The sequence below is a fragment of the Pseudomonas fluorescens genome (assembly GCF_030344995.1).
Classification (GTDB): Bacteria; Pseudomonadota; Gammaproteobacteria; order Pseudomonadales; family Pseudomonadaceae; genus Aquipseudomonas; species Aquipseudomonas fluorescens_BF.
In genome coordinates this window covers 1,046,222-1,070,000 of the sequence record NZ_CP128260.1, presented here as the reverse complement: position 1 = coordinate 1,070,000, position 23,779 = coordinate 1,046,222, and the positions used below count along the sequence as shown (strand labels likewise).

Annotated in this window: 24 protein-coding genes (1 of these 24 only partly in view); 15 read left to right on the top strand and 9 right to left on the bottom strand. The window is 61.5% G+C overall.

Annotated elements, in window-relative coordinates; genetic code table 11:
• Positions 1-1,198, bottom strand: partial view of a CoA-acylating methylmalonate-semialdehyde dehydrogenase gene (locus tag QR290_RS04760; RefSeq protein ID WP_085711290.1) — the 5' portion only. 296 nt of this gene lie to the left of the window's left edge; 1,198 of the gene's 1,494 nt are visible here — the first part of the coding sequence; its start codon is at positions 1,196-1,198; the stop codon falls past the left edge of the window.
• Between the two features lie 77 nt (positions 1,199-1,275).
• Positions 1,276-2,625 carry an aspartate aminotransferase family protein gene (locus tag QR290_RS04755; RefSeq protein ID WP_007958518.1) on the bottom strand — a complete coding sequence of 450 codons (1,350 nt, stop codon included), beginning with the start codon at positions 2,623-2,625 and terminating at the stop codon, positions 1,276-1,278.
• 139 nt (positions 2,626-2,764) lie between these two features.
• On the opposite strand from QR290_RS04755, the gene QR290_RS04750 reads away from it, so the two are divergent.
• The 6 genes from QR290_RS04750 to QR290_RS04725 all read left to right on the top strand — a co-directional run bounded on the left by QR290_RS04750 (position 2,765) and on the right by QR290_RS04725 (position 9,154).
• Complete coding sequence (locus QR290_RS04750) at positions 2,765-3,685, top strand: LysR family transcriptional regulator (RefSeq protein WP_115076443.1); 921 nt, start codon at positions 2,765-2,767, stop codon at positions 3,683-3,685.
• A gap of 95 nt (positions 3,686-3,780) precedes the next feature.
• Positions 3,781-4,431 (top strand): TetR/AcrR family transcriptional regulator, encoded by a 651-nt coding sequence (locus QR290_RS04745; protein WP_289204436.1) that lies wholly within the window; start codon positions 3,781-3,783, stop codon positions 4,429-4,431.
• 8 nt (positions 4,432-4,439) lie between these two features.
• The gene (locus QR290_RS04740; protein ID WP_289204435.1) at positions 4,440-5,021 is read left to right on the top strand and encodes an IMPACT family protein; all 582 of its coding nucleotides are present in this window, start codon (positions 4,440-4,442) and stop codon (positions 5,019-5,021) included.
• A gap of 537 nt (positions 5,022-5,558) precedes the next feature.
• Entirely contained in the window at positions 5,559-7,109 is a 1,551-nt protein-coding gene (locus QR290_RS04735) for an ABC transporter ATP-binding protein (RefSeq protein ID WP_289204434.1), read from the top strand.
• Between the two features lie 12 nt (positions 7,110-7,121).
• On the top strand, positions 7,122-8,228 hold the full coding sequence (locus tag QR290_RS04730; protein ID WP_007958512.1) for an ABC transporter permease: 1,107 nt from the start codon (positions 7,122-7,124) through the stop codon (positions 8,226-8,228).
• A complete protein-coding gene (locus QR290_RS04725) occupies positions 8,228-9,154 on the top strand; it encodes an ABC transporter permease (protein ID WP_289204433.1) in 927 nt (308 codons plus the stop codon). The genes QR290_RS04730 and QR290_RS04725 overlap by 1 nt, the downstream gene beginning before the upstream one ends.
• Here the strand turns inward: QR290_RS04725 and QR290_RS04720 are convergent.
• Positions 9,122-9,550, bottom strand: a complete 429-nt coding sequence (locus QR290_RS04720) for a hypothetical protein (RefSeq protein WP_289204432.1) — start codon at positions 9,548-9,550, stop codon at positions 9,122-9,124. The two genes, QR290_RS04725 and QR290_RS04720, sit on opposite strands and share 33 nt — an antisense overlap.
• An 83-nt stretch (positions 9,551-9,633) precedes the next feature.
• On the opposite strand from QR290_RS04720, the gene QR290_RS04715 reads away from it, so the two are divergent.
• From QR290_RS04715 to QR290_RS04705, 3 genes are all read left to right on the top strand, one after another.
• Positions 9,634-9,984, top strand: coding sequence for a MerR family DNA-binding transcriptional regulator (locus QR290_RS04715; protein WP_007958509.1), 351 nt, complete (start codon positions 9,634-9,636; stop codon positions 9,982-9,984).
• 27 nt (positions 9,985-10,011) lie between these two features.
• Positions 10,012-10,707, top strand: coding sequence for an SDR family oxidoreductase (locus QR290_RS04710; RefSeq protein ID WP_289204431.1), 696 nt, complete (start codon positions 10,012-10,014; stop codon positions 10,705-10,707).
• A gap of 183 nt (positions 10,708-10,890) precedes the next feature.
• Complete coding sequence (locus QR290_RS04705; protein ID WP_289204430.1) at positions 10,891-12,249, top strand: 8-oxoguanine deaminase; 1,359 nt, start codon at positions 10,891-10,893, stop codon at positions 12,247-12,249.
• Between the two features lie 60 nt (positions 12,250-12,309).
• On the opposite strand, the gene QR290_RS04700 is transcribed toward QR290_RS04705, so the two are convergent.
• Positions 12,310-13,401 (bottom strand): calcium:proton antiporter, encoded by a 1,092-nt coding sequence (locus QR290_RS04700; RefSeq protein ID WP_289204429.1) that lies wholly within the window; start codon positions 13,399-13,401, stop codon positions 12,310-12,312.
• 286 nt (positions 13,402-13,687) lie between these two features.
• Here QR290_RS04700 and QR290_RS04695 point away from each other — a divergent pair, with 286 nt between their 5' ends.
• From QR290_RS04695 to QR290_RS04685, 3 genes are all read left to right on the top strand, one after another.
• A complete protein-coding gene (locus QR290_RS04695; protein ID WP_064593279.1) occupies positions 13,688-14,761 on the top strand; it encodes a BMP family ABC transporter substrate-binding protein in 1,074 nt (357 codons plus the stop codon).
• A gap of 77 nt (positions 14,762-14,838) precedes the next feature.
• A complete protein-coding gene (locus QR290_RS04690; RefSeq protein WP_289204428.1) occupies positions 14,839-15,804 on the top strand; it encodes an isopenicillin N synthase family dioxygenase in 966 nt (321 codons plus the stop codon).
• Positions 15,805-15,884: 80 nt separating this feature from the next.
• Positions 15,885-16,838: an adenosine deaminase gene (locus QR290_RS04685; protein ID WP_289204427.1), complete on the top strand. Its 954-nt coding sequence runs from the start codon at positions 15,885-15,887 to the stop codon at positions 16,836-16,838.
• Between the two features lie 49 nt (positions 16,839-16,887).
• On the opposite strand, the gene QR290_RS04680 is transcribed toward QR290_RS04685, so the two are convergent.
• From QR290_RS04680 to QR290_RS04670, 3 genes are all read right to left on the bottom strand, one after another.
• Entirely contained in the window at positions 16,888-18,267 is a 1,380-nt protein-coding gene (locus tag QR290_RS04680) for an MFS transporter (protein ID WP_289204426.1), read from the bottom strand.
• A 126-nt stretch (positions 18,268-18,393) separates the two neighbouring features.
• The gene (locus QR290_RS04675; protein ID WP_007958496.1) at positions 18,394-19,128 is read right to left on the bottom strand and encodes an ArsR/SmtB family transcription factor; all 735 of its coding nucleotides are present in this window, start codon (positions 19,126-19,128) and stop codon (positions 18,394-18,396) included.
• A 305-nt stretch (positions 19,129-19,433) separates the two neighbouring features.
• Positions 19,434-20,363: a LysR family transcriptional regulator gene (locus QR290_RS04670; RefSeq protein WP_289204425.1), complete on the bottom strand. Its 930-nt coding sequence runs from the start codon at positions 20,361-20,363 to the stop codon at positions 19,434-19,436.
• Between the two features lie 117 nt (positions 20,364-20,480).
• On the opposite strand from QR290_RS04670, the gene QR290_RS04665 reads away from it, so the two are divergent.
• The 3 genes from QR290_RS04665 to QR290_RS04655 all read left to right on the top strand — a co-directional run bounded on the left by QR290_RS04665 (position 20,481) and on the right by QR290_RS04655 (position 22,159).
• The gene (locus tag QR290_RS04665; RefSeq protein ID WP_011332308.1) at positions 20,481-20,774 is read left to right on the top strand and encodes a putative quinol monooxygenase; all 294 of its coding nucleotides are present in this window, start codon (positions 20,481-20,483) and stop codon (positions 20,772-20,774) included.
• Between the two features lie 31 nt (positions 20,775-20,805).
• Complete coding sequence (locus QR290_RS04660) at positions 20,806-21,819, top strand: zinc-binding alcohol dehydrogenase family protein (RefSeq protein ID WP_289204424.1); 1,014 nt, start codon at positions 20,806-20,808, stop codon at positions 21,817-21,819.
• Between the two features lie 166 nt (positions 21,820-21,985).
• Positions 21,986-22,159 (top strand): hypothetical protein, encoded by a 174-nt coding sequence (locus QR290_RS04655; RefSeq protein WP_289204423.1) that lies wholly within the window; start codon positions 21,986-21,988, stop codon positions 22,157-22,159.
• A 10-nt stretch (positions 22,160-22,169) separates the two neighbouring features.
• Here QR290_RS04655 and QR290_RS04650 read toward each other — a convergent pair whose 3' ends face one another.
• Both QR290_RS04650 and QR290_RS04645 read right to left on the bottom strand, forming a co-directional pair.
• Positions 22,170-23,372, bottom strand: coding sequence for a multidrug effflux MFS transporter (locus tag QR290_RS04650; protein WP_289205268.1), 1,203 nt, complete (start codon positions 23,370-23,372; stop codon positions 22,170-22,172).
• A 116-nt stretch (positions 23,373-23,488) separates the two neighbouring features.
• On the bottom strand, positions 23,489-23,686 hold the full coding sequence (locus QR290_RS04645; protein WP_007958490.1) for a heavy-metal-associated domain-containing protein: 198 nt from the start codon (positions 23,684-23,686) through the stop codon (positions 23,489-23,491).
• Between the last annotated feature and the right edge of the window lie 93 nt (positions 23,687-23,779).

The window sequence follows — 23,779 nt, the reverse complement described above, 5'->3', positions numbered from 1 at the left end:
TCGCTTCTTCCAGGCTGTTCACCCGGACGATGCACAGCACCGGCCCGAAGATCTCCTCTTTATAGATGCGCATCTCGGGGGTGACGTTGTCGAACAGGCAGCCACCGAGGAAGAAGCCTTCTTCATGACCGGCAACGCTCAGACCACGACCGTCGACCACCAGGGTCGCACCCGCCGCCACGCCGTCTTCGACATAACCGCTGACTTTGTCCCGCGCCTGACCAGTGACCAGCGGCCCCATGTCCAGACCACACGAAGTACCGGCACCGATTTTCAGCGCCTTGATCTGTGGAACCAGTTTGGCCACCAGTGCGTCCGCGACCTGATCGCCCACACACACGGCTACCGAGATCGCCATGCAGCGTTCACCGCAGGAACCGTAAGCCGCGCCCATCAGTGCGCTGACCGCGTTGTCCAGATCCGCATCCGGCATCAGCACCGCGTGGTTCTTCGCGCCGCCCAGTGCCTGTACGCGTTTGCCGCGCTTGGTGCCTTCGGCATAGATGTATTCGGCAATCGGCGTCGAACCCACAAAGCTCAGCGCTTTGACTTCCGGCGCTTCGATCAGCGCGTCCACCGCAGTCTTGTCACCGTGCACCACGCTCAGCACGCCTTTCGGCAGACCGGCTTCCAGCAGCAATTGCGCGATCAGCAGGGTCGAGCTCGGATCACGCTCGGACGGCTTGAGAATGAAGCAGTTGCCGCAGACGATCGCCAGCGGATACATCCACAGTGGCACCATGGCCGGGAAGTTGAACGGGGTGATACCGGCCACCACGCCCAGCGGCTGGAAGTCCGACCAGGCATCGATGTTCGGGCCGACGTTGCGGCTGTACTCGCCCTTGAGGATTTCCGGCGCTGCGCAGGCGAACTCGACGTTCTCGATGCCGCGCTTCAGTTCACCGGCCGCGTCTTCCAGAGTTTTGCCGTGTTCTTCGCTGATCAATTGCGAGATACGCGCTTCGTTCTGTTCCAGCAGTTGCTTGAAGCGGAACATCACCTGGGCACGTTTGGCCGGTGGCGTATTGCGCCAGGCCGGGAACGCAGCCTTGGCGGCATCGATGGCTTTCTGGATGGTTTCCTGGCTGGCCAGCGGCAGTTTGTGGATAGCCTGACCGGTGGACGGGTTGAACACATCAACCGCGCGACCGTTCTCGGTCACCAGCTCGCCATTGATCAAATGCGGGATAACGCTCATCGGGGAACTCCTGAATTCTTGTGCGCAGACGCCCCCAAGAGGCGCCTGCTATTGGCGTAGCTATATAGAAGGAAAAATCAGTCGAGCTTGTTCAGCACTTCGCCGACCGCGTCGAACAGACGATCAAGGTCTTGCGGCTTGCTGTTGAAGGTTGGGCCGAACTGCAGGGTGTCGCCGCCGAAGCGCACGTAGAACCCGGCTTTCCACAACGCCATACCGGCTTCGAACGGACGCACGATGGCGTCGCCGTCACGGCCCGCGATCTGGATCGCACCGGCCAGACCGTAGTTACGAATGTCGATGACGTTCTTCGCGCCTTTCAGGCCATGCAGTGCATTTTCGAAATGCGGTGCGACTTCGGCCACGCTCTGCACCAGGTTTTCCTTTTGCAGCAAATCGAGTGCCGCCAAGCCAGCGGCGCACGCCACCGGGTGCGCCGAGTAGGTGTAGCCGTGCGGGAATTCCACGGCGTATTCCGGGGTCGGCTGGTTCATGAAGGTCTGGTAGATCTCGGAGCTGGCAATCACCGCGCCCATCGGAATCGCGCCGTTGGTGACTTGCTTGGCGATGCACATCAGGTCCGGGGTCACGCCGAAGGTGGTGGCGCCGAACATGGTGCCGGTACGGCCGAAGCCGGTGATCACTTCGTCGAACACCAGCAGGATGTTGTGCTGATCGCAGATTTCGCGCAGACGCTTCAGATAACCCTGTGGCGGAACCAGTACGCCAGCGGAACCGGCCAGAGGCTCAACGAACACCGCAGCGATGTTCGACGCATCGTGCAGCTCGATCAGCTTCAGCAGCTCATCGGCCAGTGCGATACCGCCCTGCTCCGGCATGCCACGGGAGAACGCATTGCTCGCCAGCAGGGTGTGCGGCAGATGGTCGACATCCATCATCGCCTGACCGAACAGTTTGCGGTTGCCGTTGACGCCGCCGAGGCTGGTGCCGGCGATGTTCACACCGTGATAGCCACGGGCGCGGCCGATCATTTTGGTCTTGGTCGACTGACCTTTCAGGCGCCAGTAGGCGCGGACCATTTTCACCGCGGTATCGGCGCACTCGGAACCCGAGTCGGTGAAGAACACGTGATTCAGGTTGCCCGGTGTCAGGTCGGTGATTTTCTCCGCCAGTTGGAACGACAGCGGGTGGCCGTACTGGAAGCCCGGCGAGTAATCGAGAGTGCCCAACTGCTTGGCCACCGCTTCCTGGATTTCCTTGCGGGTATGCCCGGCGCCGCAGGTCCACAGACCGGACAGCGAGTCGTACACCTTGCGGCCCTTGTCGTCGATCAGCCAGCTGCCTTCGGCGCCGACGATCAGGCGCGGGTCGCGCTGGAAGTTGCGATTGGCGGTGTACGGCATCCAGTGCGCGTCCAGCTTCAGTTGGCTGGCCAGTGGCGACGACGCGTTTTCAGGCATGTTCATCGGGCAAAACCTCGCAGGGCAATAAGCTTCAGAGAGATAGAAAGCGTTGTTGCAGCTAAATTGCCACGCGGATAAAGTCGGTGAAATTCAACTCTTCTAACCTTCAGTTAGAACTCTGCTAAACAATGAGAACAACATCATGAGCAGCCGCCGCTCCGATCCACTGGCCCAGGTCAGTGACTTTGACATTCGCCTGCTGCGGATTTTTCGCAGCGTGGTGGAGTGCGGCGGCTTTTCGGCGGCGGAAACCGTGCTCGGCATCGGTCGCTCGGCGATCAGCCAGCAGATGAGCGATCTGGAACAACGCCTCGGTCTGCGTCTGTGCCAACGCGGGCGCGCCGGTTTCTCCCTGACCGAAGAAGGCCGTGAGGTGTATCAGTCGGCGTTGCAACTGCTGAGTGCATTGGAAAGTTTCCGCACCGAGGTCAACGGCCTGCACCAGCACTTGCGCGGCGAATTGATCATCGGCCTGACCGACAACCTCGTCACCCTGCCCCACATGCGCATCACCCACGCGCTCGCGCAATTGAAGGAACGCGGGCCGGACGTGCAGATCCAGATCCGCATGATCGCTCCCAACGAAGTCGAACAAGGCGTGCTCGACGGACGCCTGCACGTCGGCGTGGTGCCGCAGGCCAGCGCGTTGTCTGGACTGGAATATCAGCCGCTGTACAGCGAACGCTCGCTGCTTTATTGCGCGGTCGGCCATCCGCTGTTTTACGTCGACGATAAACAGCTGGATGACGAACGCCTCAACAGTCAGGACGCCATCGCCCCGACCTTCCGTTTGCCGGCGGATATCCAGGCGCACTATCAGGCGCTCAACTGCACCGCCAGCGCTTCCGACCGCGAAGGCATGGCGTTCCTGATTCTGACCGGGCGCTACATCGGTTATCTGCCGGATCATTACGCCAGCCTCTGGGTACAGCAAGGTCGCTTACGCGCGCTCAAGGCCAGCACCCGCTTCTATGATTTGAGCCTGGCCTCGGTCACCCGCAAGGGCCGCCGCCCGCATCTGGTACTGGAAAGCTTTCTCGAAAGCCTGGCCGCCACCCGCTGACGACCGGGGTTTTATTCGCCCGGGGCTTGTCCCGCGCCGGTGGTTGCGCTATCAACGCAACTGGTTGCACCCCACAGACAAACCCGGAAGTGCCTATGACCTTTGAAGTCCCCGCTCACGGCGGCAAACCTGCCAGCCGCATTCGTCAGAAGAACGAAGAGACCATCATCAAAGCCGCCGAAGACGAGTTCGCCCGTCACGGGTACAAAGGCACGAGCATGAACACCATCGCCACCAAGGCCGGGCTCCCCAAGGCGAATCTGCATTACTACTTCACCAACAAGCTCGGGTTGTACGTGGCGGTGCTGAGCAACATCCTCGAACTGTGGGACAGCACCTTCAACACCCTGACGGCCGAGGACGATCCGGCCGAAGCGCTGACCCGCTACATCCGAGCAAAAATGGAGTTCTCCCGTCGCCAGCCGCAAGCGTCGCGAATCTTCGCGATGGAAGTGATCAGCGGCGGCGAATGCCTGACCGAATATTTCAACCAGGATTACCGCGCCTGGTTCCAGGGCCGGGCCGGCGTGTTCCAGGCCTGGATCGACGCGGGCAAGATGGACCCGGTCGACCCGGTGCACCTGATCTTCCTGTTGTGGGGCAGCACCCAGCACTACGCCGACTTCGCCACCCAGATCTGCCGCGTGACCGGTCGCAGCAAGTTGACCAAACAGGACATGGAAGACGCCGGCAACAACCTGATCCGCATCATCCTCAAAGGCTGCGGCCTCACTTCTTCTATATAAGTCGTTTTATGCCATTCACCCTCAGCGGCTTTTGCGAATTCCGCGAAGAGATTCGCAAAAGCCGTTTCATCACTTTCGCCGCGCCGATTGCCAGCCCTGCCGAGGCGCAAGCCTTCATCGAGCAGCACAGCGACTTGAACGCTTCGCACAATTGCTGGGCGTGGAAGCTCGGCGATCAATACCGCAGCAACGACGACGGCGAACCCGGCGGCACTGCCGGTCGGCCGATTCTCGCGGCCATCGAAGCGCAGGACTGCGATCAAGTCGCGGTGCTGGTGATCCGCTGGTACGGCGGCATTCAACTGGGCACTGGCGGCCTGGCCCGGGCCTATGGCGGCGGCGCCAACAAATGCCTGCAAGCAGCGCCGAAGATCGAGTTGATCAGTCGCGTGCCCGTGCGTTGCGCCTGCGCCTTCAGTGAGCTGGCGCTGGTGAAACTGAGGGTCGCGGATCTGGGCGGATTGGTGGTCGAAGAAAACTTCACCGCCAATGGTGTCGAGTTGCAACTGGCCGTGGGCGAAGCGCACATCGAGCTGTTGCAGAATCAGTTGGCCGATCTGAGCCGTGGGCGAATTCTGCTGCAGCGTTGAAGCCCCGCCATGTTTTGGGGCACCAGCCGGTTTGCTTATGCCCGAGACTTGCCCACATCCGCTGTGCACCCGGCTGTGGATAACCTGAGCACAGGATGCTGTAACCCTTCTGTCACGTGGCTTTGCGGGATTTGTTCACTTTTCGTTCAATCGCCAGACGGGCTGAACAATTTCACTTAAAAACAATCGCTTAGCGTTGTTTATCGCCTTTAGAAGAAAGCCCGTCAGTGCTTATGCCCAGGATTCTGTCTTGCGCACAAATACTGTGGAGCAACCTGTGGATAAGCCGTTCATGGCTGGCGCAGTCGCAGGTTCTGCATGGCTTCGACGGGGTTGCTCGTTTTTTGATCAGTCGAATGCGGGCAAAACTGGAGCCTGATCAAAGGCTTTGCCCTCAAGTGGTGCCGCGCAAGACGTCGAATTCATTTCACAGGCTCTACACCACAGGCCGGCAAACAGCGGCCGTACAGGTTCCTGACTCAATGGCCAGGAAATTGCTTTATCCACAGGCACAACTCCAAGCAACTCGAGCCTGTCATGCCAAACCCCACGTCCACACCGCGCCTGCAACTGCGCCACATCAGCAAACGTTATCCAGGTTGTCTCGCCAATGACGCCATCGACCTGAGCATCGCTCCCGGTGAAATCCACGCGCTGCTCGGTGAAAACGGTGCAGGCAAAAGCACCTTGATGAAGATCATCTACGGCGTCACCCAGGCCGATTCGGGCGAGATGCTGTGGCAGGGTCAACCGGTGAGCATGCGCAACCCGGCCCAGGCGCGGCAATTGGGCATCGGCATGGTGTTCCAGCATTTCTCGCTGTTCGAGACCCTGAGCGTGGCGCAGAACATCGCACTGGCGATGGGCGCAGCAGCCGGTTCGCCGAAACAGCATGAGGCGAAAATCCGTGAAGTGTCGCGCCGATATGGCATGGCGCTGGAACCCCAGCGACTTGTCCACAGCCTGTCGATCGGCGAGCGGCAACGGGTCGAGATCGTTCGTTGCCTGATGCAAGACATTCGCCTGCTGATTCTCGATGAGCCGACCTCGGTGCTCACGCCGCAGGAAGCCGACGAGTTGTTCATCACCCTGCGCCGGCTCGCGGCCGAAGGCTGCAGCATTCTGTTCATCAGCCACAAACTCGGCGAGGTGCGCGCCTTGTGCCACAGCGCCACGGTGTTGCGCGGTGGTCGGGTGGCCGGGCATTGCGTACCGGCCGACTGCACCGACCGGCAACTGGCGCAATTGATGGTGGGCGACGCCGCGACCTTGATCGGCGAGTTCACGAAGGTCACCGATGGCGCGGCGTTTTTGCAGGTCAGCGGATTGAACTGGCACAACCCCGACCCGTTCGGCTGCTCCCTGAGCGACATCGATCTGCAGGTGCGCAGCGGTGAAATCGTCGGCATCGCCGGCGTGGCGGGCAACGGTCAGGACGAGTTACTGGCCTTGCTCAGCGGCGAACAGACACTGCCCCGCGATGCAGCCGCAACCATCTGTTTCCGAGAACACGCCGTCGCCGATCAGCGCCCGGATGCGCGACGCAAACTCGGCCTGGCGTTCGTCCCCGCCGAACGCCTCGGGCATGGCGCGGTGCCGGACATGAGTCTGGCGGACAACGCCCTGCTCACCGCCTTTCAACAAGGCCTGGTCAGCCACGGCTTGATCGAGCGCGGCAAGGTCGAAGCCCTTGCCCAAACGATCATCCAGCGCTTCGGTGTGAAAACCCCGGACACCCAGACCGCCGCTCGCAGCCTTTCCGGCGGCAACCTGCAGAAATTCATCCTCGGCCGGGAAATTCTCCAGCAACCGAAACTGCTGATCGCCGCACACCCGACCTGGGGCGTGGATGTCGGCGCGGCGGCCACCATCCACCGGGCGCTGATTGCCCTGCGCGATGCCGGGGCGGCGATTCTGGTGATCTCCGAAGACCTCGACGAACTGTTCCAGATCAGCGACCGCCTCGGCGCGCTGTGCGGCGGGCGCCTGTCGGCGTTGCAGGACACGGCGCAAACCCGCCTCAGCGATGTCGGCGGCTGGATGGCCGGCCAGTTCGACACCCCTCAATCACAACCGGCCACGGTTTAACGGAGTTTCCCCATGTTGCTTTCTCTCGAACCCCGTGGCCGGCAGTCGCGCCTGATGCTGTGGTGCTCGCCGGTACTGGCGGCGGCGCTGACGCTGGTCTGCGGATCGTTGCTGTTCGTCGCCCTTGGCCACGATCCACTGAAGACTTTGCATACGTTGCTGATCGCCCCGGTCAGCGACCTGTACGGCGTCTCCGAGCTGCTGGTCAAAACTCTGCCGATCCTGCTGTGTGCGCTTGGCCTTGCAGTGGCCTATCAGGCGCGGATCTGGAACATCGGCGCCGAAGGCCAGTTGCTGCTCGGTGCGTTGGCCGGCAGTGCGCTGGCGGTGAACATCATCGATATGCAAAGCCGCTGGGCACTGGTGCTGATCCTGCTCACCGGCACCCTCGCCGGCGCCGCGTGGGCCGGGCTCACCGCCTGGTTGCGCACACGCTTCAACGCCAACGAAATCCTCACCAGCATCATGCTCAATTACATCGCGCTGAACCTGTTGCTCTTCTGCGTGCACGGGCCGCTGAAGGATCCGGCCGGATTCAACTTTCCCGAGTCGGCGATGTTCAGCGATGCCAGCCGCCTGCCGCTGTTGATGGAGGACGGTCGGGCGCACATCGGCGTGTATTTCGCCTTGCTCGCGCTGGTCGCGGTGTGGGTGTTGTTGCAGAAAAGCTTTGTCGGTTTCCAGATCAAAGTGCTGGGCCTGGACAAACGTGCAGCAGGATTCGTCGGGTTTCGCGAAAAGCGGCTGATCTGGCTCGCACTGCTGATCAGCGGTGGATTGGCGGGGCTCGCCGGCGTCTGCGAAGTCACCGGACCGATCGGCCAACTGGTGCCGCAGGTCTCGCCGGGTTACGGCTATGCAGCGATCACTGTGGCGTTTCTCGGGCGACTCAATCCGATCGGGATTCTGTTTTCCAGCCTGTTGATGGCGCTGCTGTACATCGGCGGCGAGAGCGCGCAGATGACGCTGAATCTGCCGCAGGCGATCACCCAGTTGTTCCAGGGAATGATGCTGTTTTTCCTGCTGGCCTGTGACGTGCTGATCCTTTATCGGCCACGCCTGAACCTGCGCTGGGTGCGGCGCACTTCTACCACCGCCGTAACCGCCGGAGCGCTGTGATGGATATCGATCTGCTGAGCAATATTTTCTACGCCATGGTGCGCTGCGGTACGCCACTGCTCTTGGTGGCGCTGGGTGAATTGATCTGCGAGAAGAGCGGCGTACTCAACCTCGGCCAGGAAGGGATGATGCTGTTTGGCGCGGTGATCGGTTTCATCGTCGCGTTCAACAGCGGCAACCTGTGGTTGGGCGTTTTGTTGGCGATGCTCGCCGGGATGCTGTTGTCGTCGCTGTTTGCACTGGTGGCGCTGGTGTTCAACGCCAATCAAGTGGCTACCGGGCTGGCGCTGACGATTTTTGGCGTGGGCCTGTCGACCTTTGTCGGCGCAGCGTGGGTCGGCAAACCGCTGGCGGGTTTCGAGCCGATGGCAATTCCATACTTGAGCGAAATACCGCTGATCGGCCGCATGCTGTTTGCCCAGGATCTGCTGGTGTACCTGTCGTTTGCGCTGTTTGCGCTGGTGGCGTGGGTGATCGTCAAAAGTCGTGTCGGGCTGATCATTCAAGCCGTCGGCGAGAACCCTCATGCGGCCAGTGCCATGGGCTTGCCGGTGCTGACCGTGCGTACGCTGGCCGTATTGTTCGGCGGCGCGATGGCCGGACTGGCCGGGGCTTATCTTTCGTTGGCGTACACGCCGATGTGGGCCGAGAACATGACCGCCGGACGCGGCTGGATTGCCCTCGCGCTGGTAGTGTTCGCCAGTTGGCGGGTGTGGCGGTTGTTGCTCGGCGCTTATCTGTTCGGCCTCGCCAGCATCCTGCACCTGGTGGCGCAGGGGTTGGGGCTGGCGATTCCTTCGAGTCTGCTGGCGATGTTGCCGTACGTCGCGACGATTCTGGTGCTGGTGTTGTTGTCGCGGGATGCGCTGCGTACGCGGTTGTATGCGCCGGTGTCACTGGGACAACCGTGGCAGGCCGGACACTGATAAGGCCCTGACAGGCAACACCTGAGCAATGCCCCACGCCAGTTCGAAAACCAGAAACCCCACCAGCAACGAACTGGCGCCGTGGGTCAGGGCATACGCCTGCCACGCGGCGAACAGAAACCGCGCCACCGCGTCATAGCGCCCATAAACCGGCTGCGGATCACGAATCCGCAGCACCGCCCAAACACAAACCACCGAACCCAACAGATTCGCCATCAACATATGCACAGGTTCGAACGGCGGCAATTCGCCGGGCAGGTTCAGCGTCTGACTCAGCGCCGTCAAAACCCCGTGCAGCGCGGCAAAACTCCACGGCGTGGCAAACGCCGCCGTGACGATCAAGTCATACCAGGCACTGCCACGCACCAGGTTGCGATACTGAGTTGAAGTCCACATCGTCCTTGCTCCGAAAATTCAGGGAGCAACCACGGTAAAGCCTGGAGTATGCTCCAGGGTCAAACACTTTCGAGATGTCCTTGATGCGCATCGGTGAGTTGGCCCAGGCCTGTGATGTCAGCCGTGACACGCTGCGTTTCTACGAGGAACGCGGACTGATCGCGGCGCAACGCAGCGCCAACGGTTATCGCGACTATCCGCCGGAGATGGCGCAACTGGTGCTCTACATCAAGACTGCACAGCGTCTGGGGTTTACCCTCGGCGAGATCGGCAGCAGCGTGGGCGCGTTGTGGCAATCGCCAAACCCCGACACGGCCGTCACGCAACTGCTGCAAGACAAACTCAAACTGATCGAAACCCGCATGGCCGAGCTCGGCGAGCTGCGCCACGAATTGCAGCAACGGCTCGGTCAACGCTGTCCATTGAACCCGTGATCTTTCAACTTTCAAGGAAAGCCAATCATGTCCGCACTTAATCCTGCCAAGCACGCATTGATCATCGGCGCCTCCCGGGGCCTGGGCCTGGGTCTGGTAAAAACCCTGCTGGCCGACGGCTGGCAAGTCACCGCCACGGTGCGCAACCCTGCGAACGCCGATGCGCTGAAAGCACTGGGCAACGTGCAAGTCGAAAAGCTCGACATGGATGACCAGCAAGCGGTGATCGCCCTGAGCCAGCAGCTCAAAGGCGAGACCTTCGACCTGTTGTTCGTCAACGCCGGGGTCAAGGGTCCTGACGTGCAAACCCCTGGCGGCGCGACGCTGGCGGAAGTCGGCCAACTGTTCTTCACTAACGCCGTGGCGCCGATCAATCTGGCCCAGCGTTTCGTCGGGCAGATCCGCGACGGCAGCGGCGTGCTGGCGTTCATGAGTTCGGTGCTCGGCAGCGTGACCATGCCCGACGCGCCGGAACTGGCGCTGTACAAGGCCAGCAAAGCGGCGCTGAATTCGATGACCAACAGCTTCGTCACTCAGTTGGGCGAGCAGAAACTCACGGTGCTGTCGCTGCATCCGGGCTGGGTGAAAACCGACATGGGCGGCGAAGGTGCCGACATCGACGTGGAGACCAGCACCCGTGGCCTGGTGGATCAAGTTGACGCGTTTGCCGGCAAGGGCGGCCATCACTTCGTGAACTACAAGGGTGAAACCATTCCCTGGTGATCGCTGGACCCTGTGGGGGCTTGCTCCCACAGGGTTATCCCGGTGTCTGGTCGGGTTGGGCTTGCCCGTCGCAACATTTTGTTCGAAACTCCGCACCTCGCCCTTCGCGGCGCCCCTGGATCAGCAGACAGGGCAACACTGAGCTGGCAACCCTGAACCCAACTTTCAGAGGAGCCGGCCACAATGCCTGCGACCCGTATCTGGTTAAAAAATCCCCTCGCCATTTTCACGGCCAACGGTCTCGATGCCCGTGGCGGCCTGGTGCTGCAAGACGGTGTGATCACCGAAGTGCTCGGCGCCGGCCAGCAACCTTCCGCCCCATGCAATGAAGTGTTCGATGCCCGCGAACACGTGATCCTGCCGGGCCTGATCAACACCCACCACCACTTCTATCAGACCCTGACCCGCGCCTGGGCTCCGGTGGTCAATCAGCCGTTGTTCCCGTGGCTGAAAACCCTGTACCCGGTCTGGGCGCGCCTGACACCTGAAAAACTCGCCCTCGCCACCAAAGTCGCGCTGGCCGAGTTGCTGCTGTCCGGCTGCACCACCGCCGCCGACCACCATTACCTGTTCCCGGATGGCCTGGAAAACGCAATCGACGTGCAAGTCGAAACCGTGCGTGAACTGGGCATGCGCGCCATGCTCACCCGTGGTTCGATGAGCCTCGGCGAGAAGGACGGCGGCCTGCCTCCGCAACAGACCGTGCAGGAAGGTCAGGTGATTCTCGACGACAGTCAACGGCTGATTCACGAGTACCACGAACGTGGCGACGGCGCGCAGATCCAGATCGCTCTGGCACCGTGCTCGCCGTTCTCGGTAACTCCGGAAATCATGTCCGCCAGCGCCGAACTGGCGAACAAACTCGATGTGCGTCTGCACACTCACCTCGCCGAAACCCTCGACGAAGAAGATTTCTGCCTGCAACGTTTCGGTCTGCGCACCGTGGATTATCTGGACAGCGTCGGCTGGCTCGGCCCGCGTACCTGGCTGGCCCACGGCATCCATTTCAACCCCGACGAAATCGCCCGCCTCGGCGCGGCCGGCACCGGCATCTGCCACTGCCCGAGCTCGAACATGCGTCTGGCGTCGGGCATCTGCCCTAGTATCGATCTGACCGATGCCGGCGCGTTGTTCGGTATCGGTGTGGATGGTTCGGCGTCCAACGATGCGTCGAACATGATCCTCGAAGCGCGTCAGGCCCTGTATATCCAGCGCCTGCGTTATGGCGCCGAGAAGATCACCCCGGAACGCGTGCTGGGCTGGGCGACCAAGGGTTCGGCGAGTCTGTTGGGCCGCACCGACATCGGTGAACTGGCGGTGGGCAAGCAGGCGGATCTGGCGTTGTTCAAGCTCGATGAGCTGCGCTTCTCCGGCAGCCATGACCCGATCTCGGCGTTGCTGTTGTGCGGCGCGGATCGCGCAGATCGCGTGATGGTCGACGGCAAGTGGCGTGTGGTTGACGGGCAGGTTGAAGGGCTGGATCTCAAAGGCCTGATTGCCGATCACAGCCAGGCGGCTCGGCAGTTGATTGCCGGCACCTGATCCAAGTGGAAGTCTGAATGTGGGAGCGGGCTTGCTCCCACATTTGGTTTTGTGGTGGGCTCAGAGGCCGAGCAGCGACAACATGATGAACGTCGCAAACAGCACAAAGTGGGTCATGCCCTCAATGGCATTGGTTTCCCCGTCATTGAGGTTGATCGCGCTGACGATCAGCGTGATGAAGATCATCACCGTCTGCACCGGCGTCATCGCCATCTGAAACGGCTGCCCCGTGTAGAGCGCCATCGCCTCCATCACCGGCACCGTCAAAATCACCGTCGATAACGAAGCGCCCATCGCAATGTTGACCACCGACTGCATGCGGTTGGCCAACGCCGCGCGCAACGCGGTCAGAATTTCCGGCGCTGCCGAGATCGCCGCCACCAGAATCGCCGTGATCACTGGCGGTGCACCCGTCCCTTCCAGCCCCAGATCGAGGGTCTTGGACATCACCTCGGCCAGTGCGCCGATCACCACCACACCGAACACGAGAATGGCAATCGACAGCGGCAGATTGACCTTTTCCGGCTCCTCCTCCGGCGGTTGTTTCTTGCGTCGTTTGTCCGGATAGCTGTAGCTGAAAAAGTAACTGTGCGGGCCGACCTGCATGCGCAGGAACAACGCGTAAAGCACCACCATCGCGCCGATGGTGAACGCCGAATAGATTTTCCAGTTGGTCTCGGGAATGAACTCCGGCACCACCATCGACACGCCCATCGCGGTAAGAATCATCACGCTGTAGCTGCGGGCCGAGTCGTCGTTGTAGGACTGCTCGCCATGTTTGATCCCGCCCATCAATGCGGCGAGGCCGAGGATGCCGTTGATGTCGAGCATTACCGCCGAATAGATCGTGTCGCGCACCAGCGTCGGCGAGGCTTCGTTACTCATCATGATCGCCAGGATCACCACCTCCACCAGCACGGCGGCGAGGGTCAGGATCATCGTGCCGTAAGGGTCGCCGACTTTTTCCGCGAGCAGTTCGGCCTGATGGGCGACACGCATCGACGCGGCGACGATGAATGCGATCAGCACCAGCCCGGCCGTCAGCGCGACAATCTGGCCGCTGTGCAGCAACCAATGCTCCAGCGGATACGCCACGAGGGCGGCGATCAAGGCCAGCAGCAGAAAGCTTTCTTGCTTGAGGATCGTGAGCATGGCGGGCCTTTTGGCGCAGAGGTTCGAATGAGCTACTGACTGCGGGGCGGCGTTAATGGTTCGTTACACCTTAGCGCACCAGTGGATAGCGTCTCTTTACGGACATGCACTTTTTCGGCCCGGCCGGCCTCATCGCGAGCAGGCTCGCTCCCATAGGGATCGCGATGCTTTTGTGGGAGCGGGCTTGCTCGCAAAGGTCTCGCCGCGATTTCGGCTCGATTTGTTGTCCGCTTGGTCAGCCTTTTGCATTGCCCTCCCCACACACAACAAAAGGGAGTTCGCGTTCATGCAAAAACGTCCACTACAAACACTGCTGTGCATCGCCATGGGCCTTGGCCTCAGCCTGAGCGCCAGTGCCGCCGATCCACTGAAAGTCGGTTTCGTTTACATCGGCCCCATCGGCGACCACGGCTGGACGTATCAGCATGAACAGGGGCGCAAGGCGCTGGCGGAAAAACTCGGCACGCAGATCACCACCAACTACGTGGAAAACGTCGCCGAGGGCGCCGATGCCGAGCGGGTGATACGCAACATGGCCAAGGACAATTACGACCTGATCTTCACCACCTCTTTCGGCTACATGAACCCGACGGTGAAAGTCGCCAAACAGTTTCCCAAGGTGACTTTCGAACACGCCACCGGCTACAAGCAGGACAAGAACCTCGGCACCTATCTGGCGCGGACTTATGAGGGCCGTTACGTCGGCGGTTTCCTCGCGGCGAAAATGACCAAGAGCAAAAAGATCGGTTACGTCGCCTCGTTTCCGATCCCGGAAGTGATCCGCGACATCAACGCCATCCAACTGGCCTTGAACAAGTACAACCCCGGCACCGAGATCAAGGTTGTGTGGGTCAACTCGTGGTTCGACCCGGGCAAGGAAGCCGACGCCGCCAACGCGCTGATCGATCAGGGCGTGGACGTGGTGTTCCAGCACACCGACAGCCCGGCGCCGATCCAGGCCGCCGAACGACGTGGTGTGTATGCCGTGGGCTACGCTTCGGACATGGCGCACTTCGGGCCGAAAGCGGTGCTGACCTCGATCGTCAACGACTGGGCGCCGCACTACATTCAGGCGACCCAGAGCGTGATCGACCACAACTGGAAATCCCAGGACTACTGGGGCGGGTTGAAGGAAGGCACGGTCGAACTGCCGATCAGCGATCTGGTGCCGGCACCGGTGAAGGCCGAAGCCGAGCAGATCATCGCCGACATCAAGAGCGGCGCCCTGCAACCGTTCACCGGGCCGATCAAGGATCAGGCCGGCGTCGAGAAGATCCCGGCGGGGGTCAGCGCCACCAACGCCGAACTGGCGTCGATGAATTACTACGTCGAAGGCATGAAGGCCGAGATGCCGAAGTAATCCCGGCCCCACCACCATTCCCTTGTGGGAGCGGGCTTGCTCCCACAGTTGGATCTCTGCGTATTCAAGGATTGTGCATGAACAGCCTTCCAATCATCGACATCTCGCCGCTCTACTCCGACGACCAGAACGCCTGGCCCGCCGTCGCCGAACAGATCGACCACGCCTGCCGCGAATGGGGCTTCTTCTACATCAAGGGCCACCCGATTTCTGCGCAGCGCATCGAATCCCTGCTCGATCACGCACAGCGCTTCTTTGCGCAACCGGCAGAAGAAAAACTAAAGATCGACATCACCCGGACCGTCCATCATCGCGGCTACGGCGCCATCGCCACCGAACAGCTCGACCCGGATAAACCCAGCGACCTCAAGGAAACCTTCGATATGGGCCTGCACCTGCCCGCCGATCATCCCGAGGTGCTGGCAGAGAAACCCTTGCGCGGCCCCAACCGTCATCCGGCCATTCCCGGCTGGGAAACGCTGATGGAACAGCACTACCGCGACATGCAGGCCCTCGCGCGAACCCTGTTGCGGGCCATGACTCTGGCACTGGGCATCGAGCGTGACTTCTTTGATGTGCGCTTCAACGAACCGGTCAGCGTGCTGCGAATGATCCACTACCCGCCGCGCCACACCGCCAGTTCCGCCGAACAGCAAGGTGCCGGCGCGCACACCGATTACGGCTGCATCACGCTGTTGTACCAGGACACCGCCGGCGGCTTGCAGGTGAAAAATGTCAAAGGCCAGTGGATCGACGCCCCGCCCATCGACGGCACGTTCGTGGTCAACCTCGGTGACATGATGGCGCGCTGGAGCAACGACCGTTATCGCTCGACCCCGCACCGGGTCATCAGCCCGCTCGGCGTGGATCGCTACTCGATGCCGTTCTTCGCCGAGCCGCATCCGGACACGCGCATCGAATGCCTGCCCGGTTGCCAGGACGCACAACATCCGGCGAAATATCCGACCACCACCTGCGCCGAATTCCTGCTGTCGCGCTTCGCCGATACCTACGCCTATCGACGGGAGCAGGAAGCGGTGTGATGGATCGGTTGGTCAGGTTTTGCCAATTGTTTCGGCGCGCATCTGTAGAATGCCGTCATTGCACCTGATGAGAAAAGAATATGTACGACTGGCTCAACGCCCTGCCCAAGGCCGAATTGCACCTGCATCTGGAAGGCTCGCTGGAGCCCGAGCTGCTGTTCGCCCTGGCCGAACGCAACAAGATCGCCCTGCCGTGGAGCGACGTCGAAACCCTGCGCAAGGCATACGCCTTCAACAATCTGCAGGAATTCCTCGACCTGTATTACCAGGGCGCCGACGTGCTGCGCACCTCCCAGGATTTCTACGACCTGACCTGGGCCTACCTGCTGCGCTGCAAAGAACAGAACGTGATCCACACCGAACCGTTCTTCGATCCGCAGACCCACACCGACCGTGGCATCCCGTTCGAAGTGGTGCTCAACGGCATCGCCGCCGCGCTGAAGGATGGCGAGCAGCAACTGGGCATCACCAGCGGTTTGATCCTGAGCTTCCTGCGCCATCTGAGCGAAGAGGAAGCACAGAAAACCCTCGACCAGGCGCTGCCGTTCCGTGATGCGTTTGTCGCGGTGGGTCTGGACAGCTCCGAGATGGGTCACCCGCCAAGCAAGTTCCAGCGCGTGTTCGATCGTGCCCGTCACGAAGGCTTCCTGACCGTCGCCCACGCAGGCGAAGAAGGCCCGCCGGAGTACATCTGGGAAGCCATCGACCTGCTGAAAATCCAGCGCATCGACCATGGCGTGCGCGCCATCGAAGACGAGCGCCTGATGCAGCGGATTATCGACGAGCAGATCCCGCTGACCGTGTGCCCACTGTCGAACACCAAACTCTGCGTGTTCGATCACATGTCCCAGCACAACATCCTCGACATGCTCGAGCGCGGCGTGAAGGTCACGGTGAACTCCGATGACCCGGCGTACTTCGGCGGTTACGTGACCGAGAACTTCCACGCACTGCACAACCACCTGGGCATGACCCAGGATCAGGCCAAACGCCTGGCGCAGAACAGTCTGGATGCGCGGTTGGTAAAACCGTAACAGCACAAAGCCGTTCGAACACGCCCGTGTTCGAACGGCTTTTCAGTTCTCAGCGCACAACCGCTTCGGTCAGCTCTTCCAGCGTCTTGCCCCGGGTCTCCATCCCGAACAGCCACACCACCCCCGCCGCAATCGCAAAGCACAACGCACCCAGCGCGAACACCCCGCCCTGCCCGGTGATCGGAAACACCAGCCCGGTGACCAGCGGCCCGAGCAGCGAACCTACGCGTCCGATGGCCGAAGCAAATCCCGAGCCCGTCGCCCGCGCCGAGGTCGGGTACAGTTCCGGCGTATAGGTGTAGAGCACCGCCCACATGCCGAACAGGAAAAACTGCATCAACAGCCCCGTGCCGATCAGCAACGCCACGTTGCCGCCAAACACCGCGCTTTGTCCGTACAGAAACGCCATCACCCCGCCGCCGAGCAACGTGACGATGCACACCGGCTTGCGTCCCCAACGCTCCACCAGCCACGCCGCCATCAGGAAGCCGGGAATTCCGCCGAGGGAAATCAGCACCGTGTAATACACCGACTGGGTCACGGCGAAACCCGACTGTTGCAACAACGCACTGAGCCATGAGGTCAGGCCGTAGAAACCGAGCAACGCGAAGAACCACAGGCTCCAGATCATCGTCGTGCGCTGGCGATACAGCGGTGACCAGATCTGTTTGAGTGCCGAAAGGAAATGGCCCGGAGGGGTCACGCTGCGAGGCAGACGAACCGGCTCCGGCAATGCAGCACCGCCGAGTGAGGCCTGTACCCGCGCCTCGATCCCGCGTAACACTTTATCCGCCGCGTCATGTTTGCCGGCCTGCTCCAGCCAGCGCGGCGACTCGGGAATGAAAAAGCGGATCGCCAGAACGAACACCGCCGGCACTGCCAACACCAGAAAGATGTCGCGCCAGCCAATCAACGGCAGCAGGAAATACGACAGCACCCCGGCTGCCACGAAACCGAGCGGCCAGAAACCGTCCATCAAGGCAATGTAGCGACCCCGACGCTGTGCGGGGATCAACTCCGACAACATGGACTGGGCAATCGGAAACTCCATGCCCATGCCGATTCCCAGCAGAATGCGAAACAGGGTCAGGCTCTCGACCGTCTGCGCCGTGGAACACAGGTAACTGGCCAGCCCCCACAAGACGATGCTCCACTGGAATACCGGCTTGCGACCGAACCGATCAGCCAGCAATCCGGACAGCGACGCCCCCAGCACCATGCCGAAAAAACTCGAACTGGCCAGTAGACCAGCCTGCGCACTGCTCAGGCCAAACTCGGCTTTGATCGAGCCGAGCAGGAAGGTCATCATCGCCAGATCCATGGAGTCGAAGAAGAACGCCAGGGCGATGATGATGAAGATGATCCGGTGATAACCGCTGACTGGCAGACGCTCCAGTCGATCTGCCGCGCTGAAGTTTCCCGTTTCCATGCCACCTCCTCAATCCGAAAAGTCCCCGGATCGAGTGTGCGCGATAGCGTTTACGCGCCTGTGCCAGATGCGACGTGTTCGCAGCCGCTGGCGACGTTCGGTAGCAAACCAGTGGAAGAAAGCGCTCTACAACGCCATTTCCAGCTCGGTTTCACAGGCAAATCGATGAATTTCCCGCTGACCCGCTGCCGTCAGTTGCAGAGCGCGGGAGTCGTTGGGCAGCACCAGCCAGCCTGACTGCATGAACAGCTGCAGCAACGCAGCTCCCAGCGAGCCCCCCATGTGCGGGCGACGTTCGCTCCAGTCCGGACAGGCGCACGCCACCTGGGCATTACGGTGGGCCAGCGCCTGGATGTACACCCCGCGCCCGGCCAGTTGTGTCGAGCCTTTATGCGTGACCACCACTCGATGCTCAAGCTGTTCGATCCAGCCGGCGTCGAGCAAGCGTTGGTACAGGTCGGCGGCCAGCGTTCCGCCCAGATGGTCGTCGCAAAACCGTGCGCGCAGCAGTGATGAAGGAGCCGCCTGGGGTCTGACAACCGGCGAGGCACGCTTGAACACGTCGGGGATTTCTCGCGGAGCGCTGGCCAACGTGGCGCTGGCCAGCGCTTCGATGGCCGCGCCGATTTCGGGAGCCGCCAGGCGGAAGAAGCGTTTGCGACCGCGCGCCTCGACCTTCAACAGACCGCCAGCGGACAGGCGCCCCAGATGCGCACTGGCCGATGACGGCGAAAGCCCCGCCAGCAACGCCAGTTCCTCGGTCTGCCGCGCCGAGCCATCCATGAGCGCCCACATCATTGCGCTGCGTTTGGGATCGGCCAGCAACGTGGCGATCTGGCTGATGCAAGGTGCATGTTCCATCTATTCACTCCCTGTTGAATCGTATCGTCTACAGCTCATAGACATCTTGACCAGTAATCAGTCGTCGGCCAAGGCGCGCAAAATACCTTGAGCCGAAGCGAGGCAGCGCGCCGCAGCAAGGAAACCGCAGCACTGTCGCGACCCTCGTCCCTACCCGGCCGGTTGCGGTCTGATCGTTCTCGCATCGGCCTTTTGGTGCGGGCATCAGGCGGCCGCTAGTATAAGCGGGTTGCTCGCGGCGTCCTGCGCCGGAGCGGTCGTGGTTGGTGATTGTTCCTGAGAGAAATTTCGCTATTTACCTGCGACTAATGTTCAGACTTCTGGAAAACGGGAAAACGGCTACTCAATTCGGCGCAACGGCTGGCGAGCATTTCCCTCAGAAGGTTCACCGGCTTACTCAATTGTGCGCGATGGGCGCACAAAAGATTCAGCGGAGCGCGTTCGCAGAGCAGCTCCGGCAACAGCACTTTCAGCCGCCCCGCCAGCACATCACTGGCCACATCGAGCCACGATTTGTAGGCGATACCCGCTCCCGCCACCGCCCACAGGCGCACCACATCGGCATCGTCGCTGAAGCGGTCGCCACTGACCGTCAGCCCGACCTCACGCTTGCCGTCGTGGAAACTCCAATGGTCGTGCACCCGGCCGCCGAGCATGTAAAGCAGGCAGTTGTGCTGAGCGAGCTGTTCCAGATGCAGCGGCTCGCCGTGCCGGGCCAGGTAGGCGGGCGATGCGCACAACACCCGTCGGTTGTGCGGAGCAATCGGCAACGCCACCAGACTCGAATCCTCCGGCTCTCCATAGCGCAAGGCGATGTCCACCGGCTGGCGAAACAGGTCGGCGATGCGGTCGCCCAGCAGCAGGCGCACGGTAAGCTTCGGATGTTCACGCTGAAAATCATCGAGCCACGGCAACAGGAGGTTGCGCCCAAAGTCGGAGGGCGCCGACAGCTGCAGAATCCCGCTGACCTGATCCTGCCCGCTGGCCAGCAGACGCCGACCCTCATCAAGATTGCTCAGCGCCGCCCGGGCGTATTCGAGAAACCCTTCACCTTCGGCCGTCAGCCGCAGGCTGCGAGTGGAGCGCGCCAACAGCCGCGCGCCCAATTGCTGTTCGATCCGCTTGAGCGCAGCACTGGCCACGGCGGCAGACAGGTCCATCACCCGCGCCGCCGCCGACAGGCTGCCCAGATCCGCCGCCCGGACAAACAACTGCAAGTCATCGAAACGCAGCATCCTCAGCCCCGATTATCAAAAAAATATTGAAAGAGACTGCTCTTTTAGCCGGTTTTATCTCCGGTAGAAATAGCCAATCATGCCATCCATCGAATTCATCCCGTCCCGGAGTCGAACATGTCCCAGCCTTTCACCGCCATCGCCACCCTGATTGCCCGACCTGGCCAGCAGGACGCTCTCGAACAACATCTGCGCGCCCTGATCGAACCGACCCGCGCCGAAGCCGGTTGCGGTCAGTACGAACTGCATCAGGACCTGGCCAACCCGCTGGCCTTCTACATGATCGAGCAGTGGGCCAGCGACGAAGCCCTGCAAGCCCACGATGCCAGCGCCCATATCCAGCATTTCCGCAGCCAGGCCGAGGCGTTCCTCGAACACTTCGAGCTCAAGCGCCTGCGCGTTATCGCCTGAAGCCTTCCTTTATTCACTTTCGGAGACCGCCATGAAAGCCATCGCCTATTACGCCTCGCTCCCGATCAGCGACGAAAAATCCCTGCAAGACATCGAACTGCCGGAGCCGGTAGCCGGCCCGCGCGACCTGCTGGTAGAAGTCAAAGCGATTTCGGTCAACCCGGTCGACACCAAGGTTCGCCAGAACGTCGCGCCGGAAGGCGGCGCCGCCAAAGTGCTGGGCTGGGACGTGGCCGGTGTGGTCAAGTCGGTCGGCAGTGAAGTGACATTGTTCAAGGCCGGCGACAAGGTGTTCTACGCCGGTTCCATCGCCCGGGCCGGTGGCAACAGCGAACTGCACGTGGTGGATGAGCGGATCGTCGGCTATATGCCAAAAACCCTCGGTTTCGCCGAAGCTGCTGCTCTGCCGCTGACTGCGATTACCGCTTGGGAGTTGTTGTTTGAACGCCTGCAAATTCGCGAAGGCAATACCGATGAAGGCCAGAGCCTGTTGATCGTCGGCGCGGCTGGCGGCGTAGGCTCGATACTCACCCAACTGGCCAGCCAGTTGACCCGGCTCAAGGTGATCGGCACCGCCTCCCGCCCGGAGACCCGCGGCTGGGTGACCGATCTGGGCGCAGATCTGGTGATTGATCACAGCCAGCCGTTAAGCGAAGAACTGAAACGCGCCGGTGTCACCCACGTGACCCACGTCGCCAGCCTGACCCAGACCGACCAGCACCTGGACCAACTGGTCGAAGCTCTGGCGCCGCAAGGCAAACTGGCGCTGATCGACGATCCGAAGGTGCTGGACGTGACCAAACTCAAGCGCAAGAGCCTGTCGCTGCACTGGGAGTTCATGTACACCCGTTCGCTGTTCGAAACGCCGGACATGATCGAGCAGCACAAACTGCTCAACCGGGTGGCCGGGCTGATCGACAACGGGACCTTGAAAACCACGGTCGGCGAGCACTTCGGCACGATCAACGCAAGCAACCTGCGCCGCGCCCATGAACTGCTGGAAAGCGGCAAGGCCAAGGGGAAAATTGTTTTAGAAAGTTTCTAAAAACCGGGAGGCCGCAGCCATCGTCCGTGCCAAAAGTATCTGGCTCGGGGGCTGCGGTCACTTTTTGCCGTCAGTCAGATGCTTGACCCTTGTCACAATTGCGATCGTATTCAGGACTACAATCGAGTCCTCTGCGATGCAATCTTTTACGTACGGGAGGTCAGCAATGAAGATCCTGATAAAAGAAGTGGCAAAGTCCCAGTGGCAAGTTCGTCTCGACCAGCACGCCGTGACCTTTCGCAGTGAGGCTGAAGCTCGCGCCTTCACTCGCACCCTCGAAGCGCGTCTGCACGCGCCCCACCAGATTCCCGACCTCGGCCAGCAGCGCGCTGTCGGCTGAGGCTTTCGTTTTAGACTTCAGCCTGCGCCTTCGCCAGCGCCCGGGCATTCTGCATGCGCCGGGTGAGCGTCGCTGCGCACACCACCAGCAAACCACACAGGCTGATGACGATCGCCATCGGCACGGCGGTGCCGTCGTGCAGGATCCCCACCAGCGCCGAAGCCCCGGCGGCGACGCTGAATTGCATGCTGCCGAGCAACGCTGAAGCACTGCCGGCGCGACCGCCCTGCCCGTTCATCGCACACGCTGCCGCATTGGGGCTGATGCAGCCAAGACTGGCCACGCAGATGAACAACGGAATCAGCAATGGCCACAGGGCCTCGGTGTGCAACGCACTGACCGCGAGCAGCGTCAGCCCGGCACACAGGTAGACCCAGACCGCCCGCGACAGCAGAAACGCCGGACCACGTTTGGCCAGCAGCCGCGCATTGACCTGCGCCACCAGAATGAACCCGGCCGCGTTGGTGCCGAACAGCCAGCCGAAGTGCTCGGCCGGTACGCCATACAACTTGATGAAAATGAACGGGGAACCGGCGATGTAGGCAAACATCCCGGCGATGGCGATACCGCCGGTCAGGGCATGGCCCATGTAGACCGGATCGGTCAGCAGCCGACCGTACTGACGCAGGGCGCCGGACAACGGCTGGCGCGGAACATGCGCCGGCAGACTTTCCGGCAGACCGAGGGCCACCGCCAGCCCGGCCAAGGCACTGAACACCGTCAGCACCAGGAAGATCGACTGCCATCCAGACGTGTTCACCAGCAGACCGCCGAGCATCGGCGCCAGAATCGGTGCCAGCCCCATCACCAGCATCAGCTGCGAGAAGACTTTCGCCGAACCCACCGCGTCGCACTTGTCGCTGACCACCGCCCGGGCAATCACCATCCCCGCACAACCACCCAGTGCCTGCACGAGCCGCGCGCCGATCAGCCATTCCAGATTCGGTGCATAGGCGCAGGCCACTGACGCCAGCGTGAACAGCGTCAGGCCAATGAGCAGCGGAATCCGCCGGCCAAAACGATCCGCCACCGGCCCGTAAGCCAACTGGCCAATGGACAGGCCGAAGAAGTAAGCCGACAGCGTCAGCTGGACGTGTTTCTCGTCGGTGCCGAACGCCAGCGCCATGGTGGGAAATGCGGGTAGATAGAAGTCGATCGCCAGCGGACCGAAAGCGGTCAGGACACCGAGAATCAGAAGGGTACGGAAGTTCATCAGGCGTCCACGTTCGGCAGGCATTGGGAGGGCACTTTAGTAGAGAGTGCAGCCCGACAGTCTAGCCGCGCGAGGACGCCTTGAACATTCCGGTAGCTCGCTAACTATTAAAAAGATCAGGCGAGTTTGATCGCATAACCTTCTTCGCTGATCGCCTCGATCACTTGCTCGGCGCTCAGCGCGCTTTCGACGCCGACTTCCTTCGCCGCCAGATCGACCCGCACGCTGGCGGCCGGATCCTTGCTCTGAACCGCCTGGGTGACGGCTTTGACGCAGTGACCGCAGGACATGCCTTCAACAGTGAACACTTGCATGGAATGACTCCTTTGAGTGAGGTTGCCGGCAGTTTCGGGCTTGCCACGATGGCAAGGTCAAGTTCTGCAAAAAACTGCCGGGCTGGCAATCGG

What these genes read in the sequence shown, in the direction of transcription:
- QR290_RS04730 (WP_007958512.1), top strand. Translation starts at nt 7,122, where the DNA reads ATGTTGCTTTCTCTCGAACCCCGTGGCCGGCAGTCGCGCCTGATGCTG.
- QR290_RS04645 (WP_007958490.1), bottom strand. Translation starts at nt 23,686, where the DNA reads ATGCAAGTGTTCACTGTTGAAGGCATGTCCTGCGGTCACTGCGTCAAA.
- QR290_RS04680 (WP_289204426.1), bottom strand. Translation starts at nt 18,267, where the DNA reads ATGGAAACGGGAAACTTCAGCGCGGCAGATCGACTGGAGCGTCTGCCA.
- QR290_RS04675 (WP_007958496.1), bottom strand. Translation starts at nt 19,128, where the DNA reads ATGGAACATGCACCTTGCATCAGCCAGATCGCCACGTTGCTGGCCGAT.
- QR290_RS04665 (WP_011332308.1), top strand. Translation starts at nt 20,481, where the DNA reads ATGTCCCAGCCTTTCACCGCCATCGCCACCCTGATTGCCCGACCTGGC.
- QR290_RS04710 (WP_289204431.1), top strand. Translation starts at nt 10,012, where the DNA reads ATGTCCGCACTTAATCCTGCCAAGCACGCATTGATCATCGGCGCCTCC.
- QR290_RS04715 (WP_007958509.1), top strand. Translation starts at nt 9,634, where the DNA reads ATGCGCATCGGTGAGTTGGCCCAGGCCTGTGATGTCAGCCGTGACACG.
- QR290_RS04655 (WP_289204423.1), top strand. Translation starts at nt 21,986, where the DNA reads ATGAAGATCCTGATAAAAGAAGTGGCAAAGTCCCAGTGGCAAGTTCGT.
- QR290_RS04685 (WP_289204427.1), top strand. Translation starts at nt 15,885, where the DNA reads ATGTACGACTGGCTCAACGCCCTGCCCAAGGCCGAATTGCACCTGCAT.
- QR290_RS04720 (WP_289204432.1), bottom strand. Translation starts at nt 9,550, where the DNA reads ATGTGGACTTCAACTCAGTATCGCAACCTGGTGCGTGGCAGTGCCTGG.
- QR290_RS04650 (WP_289205268.1), bottom strand. Translation starts at nt 23,372, where the DNA reads ATGAACTTCCGTACCCTTCTGATTCTCGGTGTCCTGACCGCTTTCGGT.
- QR290_RS04660 (WP_289204424.1), top strand. Translation starts at nt 20,806, where the DNA reads ATGAAAGCCATCGCCTATTACGCCTCGCTCCCGATCAGCGACGAAAAA.
- QR290_RS04750 (WP_115076443.1), top strand. Translation starts at nt 2,765, where the DNA reads ATGAGCAGCCGCCGCTCCGATCCACTGGCCCAGGTCAGTGACTTTGAC.
- QR290_RS04745 (WP_289204436.1), top strand. Translation starts at nt 3,781, where the DNA reads ATGACCTTTGAAGTCCCCGCTCACGGCGGCAAACCTGCCAGCCGCATT.
- QR290_RS04705 (WP_289204430.1), top strand. Translation starts at nt 10,891, where the DNA reads ATGCCTGCGACCCGTATCTGGTTAAAAAATCCCCTCGCCATTTTCACG.
- QR290_RS04690 (WP_289204428.1), top strand. Translation starts at nt 14,839, where the DNA reads ATGAACAGCCTTCCAATCATCGACATCTCGCCGCTCTACTCCGACGAC.
- QR290_RS04740 (WP_289204435.1), top strand. Translation starts at nt 4,440, where the DNA reads ATGCCATTCACCCTCAGCGGCTTTTGCGAATTCCGCGAAGAGATTCGC.
- QR290_RS04670 (WP_289204425.1), bottom strand. Translation starts at nt 20,363, where the DNA reads ATGCTGCGTTTCGATGACTTGCAGTTGTTTGTCCGGGCGGCGGATCTG.
- QR290_RS04755 (WP_007958518.1), bottom strand. Translation starts at nt 2,625, where the DNA reads ATGAACATGCCTGAAAACGCGTCGTCGCCACTGGCCAGCCAACTGAAG.
- QR290_RS04725 (WP_289204433.1), top strand. Translation starts at nt 8,228, where the DNA reads ATGGATATCGATCTGCTGAGCAATATTTTCTACGCCATGGTGCGCTGC.
- QR290_RS04735 (WP_289204434.1), top strand. Translation starts at nt 5,559, where the DNA reads ATGCCAAACCCCACGTCCACACCGCGCCTGCAACTGCGCCACATCAGC.
- QR290_RS04700 (WP_289204429.1), bottom strand. Translation starts at nt 13,401, where the DNA reads ATGCTCACGATCCTCAAGCAAGAAAGCTTTCTGCTGCTGGCCTTGATC.
- QR290_RS04695 (WP_064593279.1), top strand. Translation starts at nt 13,688, where the DNA reads ATGCAAAAACGTCCACTACAAACACTGCTGTGCATCGCCATGGGCCTT.